The organism is Bacillus sp. FSL K6-3459, from assembly GCF_038003305.1.
Lineage (GTDB): Bacteria > Bacillota > Bacilli > Bacillales > Bacillaceae > Bacillus > Bacillus pumilus_O.
This window is the reverse complement of the sequence record NZ_JBBOOW010000001.1, coordinates 979,266-991,622: the sequence shown is the minus strand read 5'-3', so window position 1 is coordinate 991,622 and position 12,357 is coordinate 979,266. Positions and strand designations below refer to the sequence as shown.

Below are 12,357 nucleotides of genomic sequence, written 5' to 3'. Positions count from 1 at the left end.
ATCTATTCGTATTATAGTTCTTGTCATGTCCTCAAGCAAATGAAGCATGCTGCTAGACATATGATCAATTGATCTATCGTAATGATAAAGGAGCGCAATCTTTATGTAAAATCGTGAAAAAGTGTTTTTCTTCTGGTAAAAAAAAGAAGTTGAAAAGAAGGTGTTTTTTAATGACATCAACATTAGGTATTGTGACTCTTTCTCCGAAGTATGAAGAGGCATTCACTCGTGTGCTAGCCAAAGCTGCCCCTACTTATGGTTTAAAGGTTGTTCGTTTTACACCATTTGATTTAAAACCAGCTTCAAATGTGATACAAGGTCAAACTTTTACGAATGGTCAAGGGTTTGCCGAAGCAGAATTTGAGATTCCTGACTTGATTTACGATCAATGCCTTTACAAGCATGATGCACAATCTAAAAAAGCAAAACCAATCATGGAATGGCTGAAAAAGTATCCGAAAACACATTTTTTGAATACAGGTATTTCAAATAAAATGATGCTATTCGAGCAGCTCCGCCTTCTCCCTACTTTACAGCCATATTTACCTGTAAGCTCATTATTAACAAAGCCATCAGACCTTCTCAGCATGTTAAGGAAAGACGGTTATTGTAAAATGCAGCCGCTCTCTCAACACCATGCAGCAACTACTTACTTCATATTTTTAAAAGACAACACTTTCACTGTTCAACAAAGTCCCGAGCAAGTCATCACATTTTCGCATCCATCAGATATAGAGCGCTGGTGTAAAAAATATGTAGGACGATATTTCCTTCAATTTTTTAAGACAAGTGATGAAAAAGACTTTTTATTCAATGAAATAAGGATTTTCCTAATGAAAGATTCACAAAATCACTGGAATCGCATAGGGATTCACACAAAATCGCCTAAAGAAAATAGTCATTTAAGCATTACACAAAAAACAGCCTCCATGATAGGCTTTGATCACTATCTAAACACCTTGAAGCCGCACATCAGAGAGCTTCTTTTAGATGATATAGCATCCATTCAAGCATCTCTGCCAACATATATAGATAAAACCTTTTCCCCTTGCTTTGAATTCGCTGTAGACTTACTCCATACAAGGGAAGGCAGGCTTTTCATATCAAATATAAGATCAAAACCAGGGCGATCCGCTTTTTTAAAAGCTTATCCTGACAAGGAAAATGAATTGATTCGTACCATTCTTGCACATGCCCAATCGATGAAGTCACAACCGAAGGAGGTTTCTTATGAAAAATCGTTGCATCATCGCCACTCATCACACAAGTGAAAAAACAGTTCATCTTCCCGTCCATTTTAAACAGCAGGAGGCGATCTATTCTCTCGCTTTAGGTTCCCGTTTAGTAGATGACTTCACCATTTCCTATCATCAACATCCGAATAAAGTTTTATTATCAGAAGATCTATACAGAGATTTACTGATTCCTTATCATTCAAAAGCTGATGTGATTGCCATTGATCATACCTTGTTTATAGGACCACTACTTGGTATTTTCACAGCAGGTTTTGAGCAAAGCACGCAGCCACTAGGAACGAGATCAGACTTCTTTATTAAACTGTTGCGCTCTTTCAAACAACATGCCGGTTTTGCTTATCTTTTTGGTACACATTCTATTGATTGGGATAAAGGAATAGTAGAAGGATTGTTGTACCAACAGCAGACATGGGTTAAAAAACAGATGCCTATGCCTTCAGTCATTTACGATCGTCTTCCAAATAGAAAAGCTGCTCAGTCAGCATTCATTCAAGAAACAAAACGTAAATTGACTCAAGACTATGATATTCCTTGGTTCAATCCTCATTTTTTTAATAAATGGGATATTCATGAACAAATGTTAACAGATGAAAAAACATGTCCTTTTCTTCCACATTCCATACAATTGGACCCGGTGGACGCTCTAAATAAATTAGAGACACTCCTCCATCTACACGAGGTCATTTACTTAAAACCGTCGAACGGCAGTCACGGCGACGGTATTTATCAATTAAACAAAAAGGCTCATGGAATCACTGTATGCTCAAATCAAGGAAGGGCTGTTCCATATGACTCATTAGAGGATTTCGTGACCAATCTCCGGAAAAATCATGCAATTCAAGACTTTATGGCTCAACAAGGCATTTCACTTCTTCAAATAGACAAACAACCAATGGATTTCAGAGTTCATACCAATAAAAATAAGTACGGTCATTGGACAGTCACAGCAGCAGCAGCAAAAATTTCTGGCCATCACACCGTCACGACTCACCATTCACATGGTGGCTCTGTAAAAACTCTTTATGATGTTTTTCCAGAAAAGAAGGAGCGTTTAGAAATCTTAGAGCAGCTTTCTTATACTGCCATTACACTTAGCCAGGTCATTGATGAAAAAGTGTTCGGTCATATTGGTGAAATTGGTTTTGATTTAGGTATTGACCAGACAGGAGCTATCTGGATGTTTGAAGCCAATTCTCGCCCTGGCCGCGAGGTTTTCCAGCATGTCTCATTGCGAAACTCAGAAAGGCTGATCGGAAAAAGAATCATGGATTACGCATCTTACCTTTCACAAACGACCTTAACAATAACAGACCACAAAAATGTCTACTAATTATTTTTCGTTTTAAAGTGAGGATTTATAAGATTTATGCTTTTCCTACACTCTTTTCATCAGATGAGATACAATAAAATCAAGTTCAAGGTTGTATCCGTATTGTCGTGTTTATTTATTGTTTCATCAATAAAAGCAAGGAGGCAATGATGATATGATTTCTCATTTTCAATGGAAACCTCTCTTTAAAAAAGCACAATTGCCAGGCTGGAAAATATCCTTTTTTCACAATGGTGCGCACTACGAAGGCATCTACCACAAAACAGGTGATATTGAATGGGGCTCTCAGCTTCCGCCCCATGAAGTCGAACCAACATTAAAAGAAGAAATCCACGAATTAATGCTATTCCATGTCTATGATTAAACTGTTTAAGGAGCTTCGCCATGTTAGAAAAATTAAAGCTTGTTTACGGAGAGCATATCATCAGCTCACCTACAGATGATCATCAAATTCTTTGGTACCAAACAGATGAAGGCGAATTATTTGGAGTAGACAAATCAAAGCTTACAGCTAGAGAAACACTTCTTCTCAATACTTTCCTTACACCAATTGATCTTCCTCATACAAAGCAGACTGAGGATGAACAAAAATGGTACAGCTATCTTTTTGATAACAAACCACTAACCGTTCAGCATCCTGTCCGTGTATATTATTTTAAAATGTCACATCAAGCAGAACAAAGGCAGCAAATAAAAGAGGCTGTGGTGCACAGCCTCGAACAAACTCATTTCATTTGGACAAGTGCCGACACAGCGATGCTGATTCAAACAAACGCTACATCAGAAAATAGTCAATTAGAGCTGCTATATGATTTGTCTCTAGCCATTACAAGTGACTTTTTAACAGACTCAGTCTTTTTACAAGGACAGCTCCATTTGCCAAATGAACATTTACAGAGGAAATTGTTAAAAGAACAGCAGCTTGTCTCGGGCCATATGCAGCGAGGTAAGGTTAGGTCAGGGATTTGCACATTTTATCAATGTCTGCCATCACTCTTGCGTAATGATGAATCCTCTCTCTCCCATGCTATTTCAGATGCTTTTAAAGAGGCGGTCCTTGATCGGGACGTTTATCGTACCCTCATGACTTATATGCAAAGTAACTTAAATGCATCTAAGGCAGCAAAAGCTTTATATGTTCACAGAAACAGCCTGCAATATCGAATCGATAAATTTATTGAGCGAACAGGAATTGATATACGACATTTTCCAGAAGCATCTGCTGTTTATTTTATGATGAATCTTCTCGACCTTTCATAATAATTAGTGACATGAGCACCCTGCCCAAAAATGAAAATGAGATGTTGTGCATGTTGTCCATTTACAGACGCTCCCCCTTTTTATACACTTTATTTACAAAATAAAGCGCTTTCAATAAAAAGGAATGGGGAGGTTATCATTTATGGCTGAAATGATGCTCAATCAAATTTATAAAGTGTATGATAACAAGGTCACAGCAGTAGACAACTTTAATCTACATATAGAAGATAAAGAATTTATTGTGTTTGTTGGTCCATCAGGTTGCGGAAAATCAACAACCCTTCGCATGATTGCAGGACTTGAAGAGATTTCACAAGGGGATTTTCTATTAGACGGAAAACGGATGAATGATGTAGCACCAAAAGACCGGGATATCGCAATGGTTTTCCAAAATTACGCATTATATCCTCACATGAATGTATACGATAATATGGCTTTTGGATTAAAGTTGCGAAAGTTCCCGAAAGCAGAAATTGATGAGCGGGTTCGAAATGCCGCTAAAATATTAGGACTTGAGCAATATTTAGACAGGAAACCAAAAGCGCTATCTGGCGGTCAAAGACAGCGTGTTGCACTTGGGAGAGCAATTGTGCGTGATGCAAAGGTCTTCCTTTTGGATGAGCCGCTTTCTAATTTAGATGCAAAACTTCGCGTTCAAATGCGTGCTGAAATATCTAAGCTTCATCAGCGTCTGCAAACGACATTTATCTATGTTACACATGATCAGACTGAAGCAATGACGATGGCTACTCGTCTGGTCGTCATGAAAGATGGCTTTATTCAGCAGGTTGGAGCGCCGAAAGATGTATATGAAAATCCAGAGAATGTATTTGTAGGTGGATTCATTGGCTCTCCTGCGATGAATTTTTTCACAGGAAAGCTATCTGACGGTGCCATTGCAGTTGGAAAAACGCATATACGTGTACCAGAAGGAAAGATGAAGGTATTACGCAGCCAAGGTTATATCGGAAAAGATATCATCCTTGGAATCAGACCAGAAGATTTTCATGATGAACCCGTGTTTATTGAAGCGTCTGAAGGCACAAAGATCGATGCGAGCGTAGAAGTTGCTGAATTAATGGGAGCAGAAACGATGCTTTACTCTTCTCTCAATGGTCAGTCTTTTATTGCACGTGTTGATTCTCGTACCGATGTTCAGGCTGGCCAATCTATACCTCTTGCCATCGATATGAACAAAGCTCACTTCTTTGATTCGGATACAGAGCTCCGTATTCGTTCAGCTGAATAAAGAAATATATGAAGTGCCATCACTCAATCATGAGTGATGGCTTTTTTGCATGTTGAACAACATTTACCATGTTCTTTTCTCGTATGTTTTTTTCGAAAATCACCATAATACTTAGTACAAAGAAGTTACTGCATTGGGTTTCGCCAAGTGGCAAATGACTTGATCATTTCGCTGGTGCGATTCCAGCAAACCCAACCATAAAAACAAATCATATACAAAAAGGAGATTCACATCATGGCAAATTCTAATAGTTCAAATCAATTACTAGTTCCTGGAGCAGAGCAAGCAATCGATCAAATGAAATACGAAATCGCTTCTGAATTCGGTGTTAACCTTGGAGCAGAAACTACAGCTCGTGCTAACGGTTCAGTTGGTGGAGAAATCACAAAACGTCTTGTGTCTTACGCTCAACAACACATGGGTGGAACAAAAGCTTAATTTCATATCTGGATCATAGAAGGCACCTCTTAAGGTGTCTTCTTTTTTTGTTATTCCCCCTCACCAATCTCCTTTCCAGCTCATATCATGGAGTAGAAAGGAGCGGATCTTCATGGACATTATTTCCGGTATGAACTTTGAACTTCTACAATTCGTAGGTATCTCTCTATTATGTGAATATGCTCATAGTATTCGGTCCTTTCACCTTTATAAAAAAAGCATCACATAAAAGTTGTACCATTTTCAGTTCTTTTCACTTATAGTATGTAGTGGAGGGATCGATCAGATGAAAATAGCTCTTTTCGGTGCTCATGGACGTGTAGGACAAGCATTTCTTCGTTTCGTTCAAGTAGATGATCGTTACATCGTTCGTTCATTGATTCGGACAAACCGAGAAGAAATGCTTGTGGGTATGTTTCAAGTCACCGGCAATTCAAGAAATCGAGAAGATGTGCTTGAGACGATCAAAGGAGCAGATATTGTTGTGAGCTGTCTATCGACAGATGGTGACGATACATTATCTGTTTCAATGGAGCATATCGTACAAGCCATGAAGCAATCAAATACATCACGAATTATTACAATAGGTACAGCAGGTATTTTAAAAGCAAGGCAGCAGCCGGAGCTTTACCGTTTTGAAACAAATGAATCAAGGCGGACCACTTCCCGAGCAGCTAAGGAGCATGCCAAAGCGTTTGAACTCCTTCAAACGACTGATTTAGATTGGACCATTATTTGTCCAACCTATTTACCAGATGGAGAAGTGACCCGGTCATATCGCTATGAGAAAGATTTTCTCCCTATAGATGGAAAGAAAATTTCAGTTGAAGACACCGCACACTTTTTATATCAGCAGTTAAATTCGAAGGAATTTGTACATCAACGCGTCGGTATTGCCTATTAATGATGCGTAACGAGTAAAGGTCGAGGTCGAGAACGAATCCTCGCCTTTTTTATGCAAATCAAAAGAGCCTCATTCAATATGAGACTCTTTTTTGCGATTCATCAACTGTTTGCCACAGCACCTTTTTGCAGTTCGTACATTTGCGCATATAGCCCTTCTTGCTGCATGAGTTGATCATGACTACCCCGCTCGACAATTTCACCTTTTTCTAAAACCAAAATCATATCGGCTTTCTTAATGGTGGATAATCGGTGAGCGATGACAAAAGTTGTTCGTCCTTCTTTGACGACATCAAGCGCTCGCTGAATGATCGCTTCTGTTTCTGTATCAATGTTTGCCGTCGCTTCATCTAAAATTAAGATCGCTGGATCGTACGCTAGTGCACGAGCAAATGAAATTAACTGACGTTCCCCTGAGGAAAGAGTACTTCCCTTTTCAACGACCGGTTCATCAAATCCTTCTGGCAGGTGCTTCAATAACTCTACTGCACCTACTTGTTTTAATGATGATTCAATCGTTTCTCGTTTAATGTCTTCGTTTCCTAAGCTAACATTCGATGCAATCGTTCCGGAAAATAAATACGGGTCTTGAAGCACGATGCCCATTTGTTTCCGCAACGTTTGCCGGGACTGGCGATAAATGCTTTCCCCATCAATGAGAATGTCTCCTTGCTGAATATCATAAAAACGCAGCAACAAGTTCATGATCGAGCTTTTCCCAGAACCAGTATGCCCCACAAGTGCAACCGTCTGACCTTTTTTGGCCTCGAATGTAATGTTCTTTAATACATTCTTCCCTTCATTATAAGCAAAGGTGACGTCTTGGAACTGAACGTGTCCTTCCAATTCCTTATGGACAGGTTCTTCCACGGTTGTTCCTGGCTCATCCAATAATCGAAAAACCCTTTCCGAGGAAACCCGTGCTAATTCCAATCTCGAGAATTGATTCACAATGCCTGTAATCGGCTGAAATAATCGATTTAAATAATCGACAAACGCATAGAGCACACCAATCGATACAATCCCCGTCGCACTTAAAGACGCACCGCCAAAATACCAAATAAGTGCCACGTAGGCTAAATTTCGAAGTAGGTTAACCAAGTTATGCGACAGAAGTGAATTTAAATGGAGCATCTTTCGCTGATAACGAAAGTGATTGTTGTTCAGCTCATCAAATTCCTCTTTCGTCACTTTTTCATGACGAAATGCTTGAATAATGGTCATCCCTTGAATGGCTTCATTTAGCTTGGCATTGATGTCACTAATGATCGAACGAATGCGGTGGTTGTAAACCGATGCAAACTTTCTGTAGGTCATTGACCATAGGAAAATAATCGGTACCGCCACCAAACAAATAAGTGCCAGTTTCACATTTAATAAAAACATGGCAATATAAATCCCAATCATGTAAATTGCACTCGTCACAAAATTGGCGAGGACTGTCACATATAAATCACGAATGGTTTCAGTGTCATTGGTAATCCTCGCTACGACCTTTCCAGCCGGTAAATTATCAAAATACCGGATAGGTAATGTTTGAATATGCTCAAATACATCAACCCTCATTTTTTGAATAATTCGGTTGGCTATTCGCTGTAGCAAATAATGCTGCGCATATTGAAAGAAAATCGCAATAACGAGAAGCCCTAGATAAAATAGAACAAGCTGCACCAAACCACTGATTTCTGGCTCATAAAAAGAGAAAATTTCCTCTTTTGATAAACGCTGTACTTGATAGGTCTCGCGCTCGTTTCCATTTTCAATGATAAGCTGATCTCCAGATATCTTTCGATTTCCATCAAAACGAATCGGCTCATTCACAAAATAGTAACCGAATCCGACCTGCACCACATTGATTTGTTTTCCGGATTCCATATCACTGTCTAATCGATCGCTTCGTATATAGTTATTTCCCTGGTAATAAACGGTTTTGTCTGTTTTTTCATTGACTTCGACATATGGTTTTTCTACACCTAAAATATGATCATCAATCATTTCCTTCCCAATAAATGGTCCTGTCAGTTCAGCACCTACTGCAATAATGAGAAAGATTAAGGCAACAGACAGTACTTTCTTATAAAGGAGTGCGTAGGCAAGGAGTCTTCTTCCCGTTGTCATGCCTCATCCCCTCCTTCCAGCTGGTTTGTTAGCTGCTGACGCAGAAATTGTTCTTTGTACCACCCATCTTGCTGAATGAGCTCTTTGTGAGTTCCCTTTTGGACGATGCGTCCTTCTTCCATAACAAGTATGAGATCCGCATGCTCAACAGCTGATAGACGATGAGTCGTAATAAACGTCGTTTTCCCATGACGATTTTGTCTTAGATTTTCTAAAATAGCGGTTTCTGTTTTTGCATCTACCGCAGAAAGGGAGTCATCCAGTATTAAAATGTCGGGATCTATTAATAAAGCGCGCGCAATGGAAATTCGCTGCTTTTGTCCACCTGATAGCGCCACACCTTTTTCTCCAACCATCGTTTCGAGACCCTCTGGCAAAAGACGTAGATCTTTTTCAAAATAAGCATCTTTAATGGCTTGTGCTAATTCATTTTGTTTTGCGTCTCGATGACCGAAACGCATATTCTCTTCTACACTTTTAGAAAAAAGAATATGATCCTGCGGTACGTATCCGATCCATTGAAATAGCTGATCCAATTCGATCTCTTGGATTGGGACTCCTGATAGCAGGATTTGACCATCACCTGTTGGATACTGGCGCAGAAGCTGTTTTACAATAGTTGTTTTACCGCTTCCTGTTTTGCCTGTAATTCCAATTGTCTGTCCCTTTCGAACCGTAAAGGACACATCAATTAAGTTATTTTTAGGGGAAGTTGGATACCTAAATGTCACGTGGTCAAACTGAATATCCCCAGACTCTTGTAACGTTTTTGGCTGAGAAGCGTCTGTAACATCCGGCTTGTAGCTGAGTGTATGATTCAACCGGTCTAACGACGCATTTCCTCTTTGCATAATATTAATCAACTCGCCGATCGCAAACATTGGCCAGATCATCATCCCAAGATACACGTTAAAAGCGACCAGCTCACCAATGGTTAAATCACTTTGGAATACAAGGTAGGCTCCGTATCCAATTCCTATTAAGTAGCTGACACCGACAAGTAATTTCACTGTCGGTTCAAACAATGAATCAATGACCGCCACTCTCATATTTTTTTGAAATACATCATCTGTCATTTGACGAAAGCGTTCGACATCTTGCTTCTCCTGTACAAAAGACCGGATGACCCGGACGCCTGCGACCGATTCAAGCACGCGATCATTCATATCACCAAATGCATCTTGAGCAACTGTAAAGCGATCATGTATCTTACTGCCATAATACGCAATCAAAAGCGCCATCAGCGGCATAGGGATGATCGCCATTAAAGTTAATTTCCAGCTGATCGTCAGTCCCATCGTAAAAAAGATCATTAGCATATAAGCAGTGGAATCCACCAATGTCAGAACGCCAAAACCTGTCGTTAAAGCTACAGCATTCAAATCGTTTGTACCTAATGCCATTAAGTTACCGGTTTTTTTCTTTTCATAAAAGGTGGGTGTCATCTTAAGTAAGTGACGCATGAGTTTCCCGCGCATCACACGTTCCATGACATTTGCGCCGCCAAATAACTGATACATCCAAAAATATGTCAGCGTATAGACGACGACACCTAGCAAGCAAAAAACGGCTACATAAAACATCATACTGGATGTTGTAAATTGACCAGAACGAATGTCATCAACTGCCTGCCCAAGGTATCTTGGCGGCAGCATTTCAAGCACATTCACAACGAGCAGGAGTGTAATGGCGATCGTATAACGCCTCCACTCTTGTTTGAAAAACCAGCCTAATTTCGTAAATACTGAAAACATGTTTGTCTCTCCTTTTAAAGCTAGCCGCTTTCTAGATTTTCTTGGCTGTCACCTTGAATTGTTTTTTTGTTTTTTGTCATTTGTCTTGTTTTTGGCATGTTCACATGCTTTCACTCCTCTTCATTTACTTGTTGATCTCCATCCCTTTATTTCGAAATACGAAATGAATACAACAAAAAAAGAGGCAACCAGCTATCTGGTACGCCTCTTTTCGTCATGTAAAAAGGCGCATGTTGACAAATACGCAACATACGCCTTGATTCATCCGATCAATTGGAACATACGAGTCCCTTTGCAATGACCAATGAAGGTGTAATTGTCACGTGAATCAACCCATTCATGCAGTTTGATTTCATTCTTCCAATGATGTTGCACATGACATTTCCTCCTTTTGGCTCTTGAATCTTTTTTTATCTTATAGTGGCTGTCACCAATTTGTCAATAAATATTTTTCAATAAATGAAATTTTCTAACAAAAAGTTCACACCCTTGATGTGTATCTTTTTCAGATAACGGGTATACCATGAGTGTAAAGACTCCTTTTGAAAGGAATGAGGACATTGTTTCAAGCTGATCGGATGGTCGTTGCGTTTGATGGACATGAAGACAGTAAGAAAGCATTAAAAAAGGCAATCGCTTTAGCCAAAACCTTGCATGCCAAGCTGACCGTTGCCTATGCACATGATGGCAAATCAAGCAGACAGGTGTTTGATGCACCTCGCCCAATGACTGGCGGAGCTTATATCGGTGGCGGCATGGCAGACCTTCAAACACCCCCTGTGTATGTGCCTCATGATGAACAGCAGAGTCCCTTGATTTTTGAAGATCATACAGAAGAAGTCGTTGCAGAAGCAAGAATGCTTTTAAATGAGGAACAGTTTGAAGCTGCCATTGAAATTGTTGAGGGGGAACCAGCAGAAGCGATTATCGAATATGCTGAAGACATTTCAGCAGACCTCATCGTCATGGGAGCCCGTGACCAAAGCAGATTGAAAAAAATGCTCTTTGGCAGTGTAAGTGAAAAGTTATCATCAAAATCAGATATACCTGTGCTTATTGTAAAATAAAAGAATCACAAAAGGCTGTAAACATTCGTTTACAGCCTCTTTTTATTTACGAAGAAATTGATGCTTCACTTTCCTGTTTAATTTTTTGCTGAAAGCCTTCTTGTATACGTTTTGTTAACTCCCCTGGAACGCCTTCACCTACTGGCTGACCATCAATTTCAACAATCGGAATGACTTCAGCGGTCGTCGAGCTGATGAAGATTTCCTGCGCTCCCAGCAGCTCTTCTTTACTTATACGCGTTTCTTTAACACTGCTTTCCTCTTCTTCACATACTTCAAGAAGCTTTCTACGGGTAATGCCGTTTAGAATTAAATTGTTTGCGGGATGTGTGCGAATCACGCCATCAATAACGGCATATACATTCGAGGAGGTACCCTCTGTCACAAAACCATCCCTAATGAGAATGGCTTCAAACGCACCAGCTTCAGATGCTTTCTGTTTTTCCATGACGTTATATAAGAGATTTAAGCTTTTAATATCACATCTTAACCAGCGAAGGTCCTCAGATATGATGGCCTTTGCACCAACTGTCTGCTCATGAACAGGCTTTTTCACTTGGAACGTATATGCTGTGATTTGAGGAGTGAGAGAATTTCCATATTGATGTTTACGAGGTGCGACGCCCCGAGTCACTTGAATATACACTCCACCATCTGTTAATTGGTTATGGGCGACGAGCTGTTTTAATTTTTCTTCCATATCTGATACTGCACCTTGAAGATGAATGCCGATTTCTTTTGAACTCTTGAACAGACGCTCTGTATGCTCTTTTAATGTAAATAAAGTCCCATTGTATACACGGATGACCTCATAGACACCGTCACCAAATTGATAGCCTCTGTCTTCAATATCAACATGAGCATCCTCTTTTTCAATGAAATCGTCATTATACAATACTTTCATACGGAATCTCCCCTTCGCTTCGCTTTAATGGTTGAATCTGATGCTATCTTAGCGGATAAATGGGTATGTTTCAATGAT

At 39.7% G+C, this 12,357-nt stretch carries 11 protein-coding genes; 8 read left to right on the top strand and 3 right to left on the bottom strand.

Features of this window, described 5'->3' with window-relative positions; genetic code table 11:
* The first annotated feature begins 170 nt into the window (after positions 1 to 170).
* From MHI35_RS04780 to MHI35_RS04750, 7 genes are all read left to right on the top strand, one after another.
* Positions 171 to 1,271 carry a YheC/YheD family protein gene (locus MHI35_RS04780; RefSeq protein WP_211063240.1) on the top strand — a complete coding sequence of 367 codons (1,101 nt, stop codon included), beginning with the start codon at positions 171 to 173 and terminating at the stop codon, positions 1,269 to 1,271.
* Positions 1,231 to 2,586 carry a YheC/YheD family endospore coat-associated protein gene (locus MHI35_RS04775; protein ID WP_144522446.1) on the top strand — a complete coding sequence of 452 codons (1,356 nt, stop codon included), beginning with the start codon at positions 1,231 to 1,233 and terminating at the stop codon, positions 2,584 to 2,586. The genes MHI35_RS04780 and MHI35_RS04775 overlap by 41 nt, the downstream gene beginning before the upstream one ends.
* A gap of 154 nt (positions 2,587 to 2,740) precedes the next feature.
* A complete protein-coding gene (locus MHI35_RS04770; RefSeq protein WP_003211787.1) occupies positions 2,741 to 2,950 on the top strand; it encodes a YheE family protein in 210 nt (69 codons plus the stop codon).
* Between the two features lie 20 nt (positions 2,951 to 2,970).
* Positions 2,971 to 3,846 (top strand): helix-turn-helix domain-containing protein, encoded by an 876-nt coding sequence (locus tag MHI35_RS04765; RefSeq protein ID WP_335348933.1) that lies wholly within the window; start codon positions 2,971 to 2,973, stop codon positions 3,844 to 3,846.
* A 142-nt stretch (positions 3,847 to 3,988) separates the two neighbouring features.
* Complete coding sequence (locus tag MHI35_RS04760) at positions 3,989 to 5,095, top strand: ABC transporter ATP-binding protein (protein WP_335348934.1); 1,107 nt, start codon at positions 3,989 to 3,991, stop codon at positions 5,093 to 5,095.
* A 234-nt stretch (positions 5,096 to 5,329) separates the two neighbouring features.
* A complete protein-coding gene (locus MHI35_RS04755; protein ID WP_003210761.1) occupies positions 5,330 to 5,533 on the top strand; it encodes an alpha/beta-type small acid-soluble spore protein in 204 nt (67 codons plus the stop codon).
* Positions 5,534 to 5,819: 286 nt separating this feature from the next.
* Complete coding sequence (locus MHI35_RS04750; RefSeq protein WP_335348935.1) at positions 5,820 to 6,437, top strand: NAD(P)-dependent oxidoreductase; 618 nt, start codon at positions 5,820 to 5,822, stop codon at positions 6,435 to 6,437.
* Between the two features lie 101 nt (positions 6,438 to 6,538).
* Here the strand turns inward: MHI35_RS04750 and MHI35_RS04745 are convergent, their stop codons facing one another.
* Together MHI35_RS04745 and MHI35_RS04740 are read right to left on the bottom strand one after the other, a co-directional pair.
* Positions 6,539 to 8,554 carry an ABC transporter ATP-binding protein gene (locus MHI35_RS04745; protein ID WP_335348936.1) on the bottom strand — a complete coding sequence of 672 codons (2,016 nt, stop codon included), beginning with the start codon at positions 8,552 to 8,554 and terminating at the stop codon, positions 6,539 to 6,541.
* Entirely contained in the window at positions 8,551 to 10,308 is a 1,758-nt protein-coding gene (locus tag MHI35_RS04740; protein ID WP_335348937.1) for an ABC transporter ATP-binding protein, read from the bottom strand. Before MHI35_RS04740 ends, MHI35_RS04745 begins: the two co-directional genes overlap by 4 nt.
* Before the next feature lie 560 nt (positions 10,309 to 10,868).
* On the opposite strand from MHI35_RS04740, the gene MHI35_RS04735 reads away from it, so the two are divergent.
* Complete coding sequence (locus MHI35_RS04735) at positions 10,869 to 11,375, top strand: universal stress protein (RefSeq protein ID WP_058014416.1); 507 nt, start codon at positions 10,869 to 10,871, stop codon at positions 11,373 to 11,375.
* A gap of 46 nt (positions 11,376 to 11,421) precedes the next feature.
* On the opposite strand, the gene dat is transcribed toward MHI35_RS04735, so the two are convergent.
* Positions 11,422 to 12,279, bottom strand: a complete 858-nt coding sequence (dat, locus tag MHI35_RS04730; protein ID WP_335348938.1) for a D-amino-acid transaminase — start codon at positions 12,277 to 12,279, stop codon at positions 11,422 to 11,424.
* Positions 12,280 to 12,357: the final 78 nt, after the last annotated feature.

Bases quoted from the DNA above. Each gene is read 5' to 3' on its own strand.
- MHI35_RS04780 (WP_211063240.1), top strand. From the start codon at position 171: ATGACATCAACATTAGGTATTGTGACTCTTTCTCCGAAGTATGAAGAG.
- MHI35_RS04775 (WP_144522446.1), top strand. From the start codon at position 1,231: ATGAAAAATCGTTGCATCATCGCCACTCATCACACAAGTGAAAAAACA.
- MHI35_RS04770 (WP_003211787.1), top strand. From the start codon at position 2,741: ATGATTTCTCATTTTCAATGGAAACCTCTCTTTAAAAAAGCACAATTG.
- MHI35_RS04765 (WP_335348933.1), top strand. From the start codon at position 2,971: ATGTTAGAAAAATTAAAGCTTGTTTACGGAGAGCATATCATCAGCTCA.
- MHI35_RS04760 (WP_335348934.1), top strand. From the start codon at position 3,989: ATGGCTGAAATGATGCTCAATCAAATTTATAAAGTGTATGATAACAAG.
- MHI35_RS04755 (WP_003210761.1), top strand. From the start codon at position 5,330: ATGGCAAATTCTAATAGTTCAAATCAATTACTAGTTCCTGGAGCAGAG.
- MHI35_RS04750 (WP_335348935.1), top strand. From the start codon at position 5,820: ATGAAAATAGCTCTTTTCGGTGCTCATGGACGTGTAGGACAAGCATTT.
- MHI35_RS04745 (WP_335348936.1), bottom strand. From the start codon at position 8,554: ATGACAACGGGAAGAAGACTCCTTGCCTACGCACTCCTTTATAAGAAA.
- MHI35_RS04740 (WP_335348937.1), bottom strand. From the start codon at position 10,308: ATGTTTTCAGTATTTACGAAATTAGGCTGGTTTTTCAAACAAGAGTGG.
- dat (WP_335348938.1), bottom strand. From the start codon at position 12,279: ATGAAAGTATTGTATAATGACGATTTCATTGAAAAAGAGGATGCTCAT.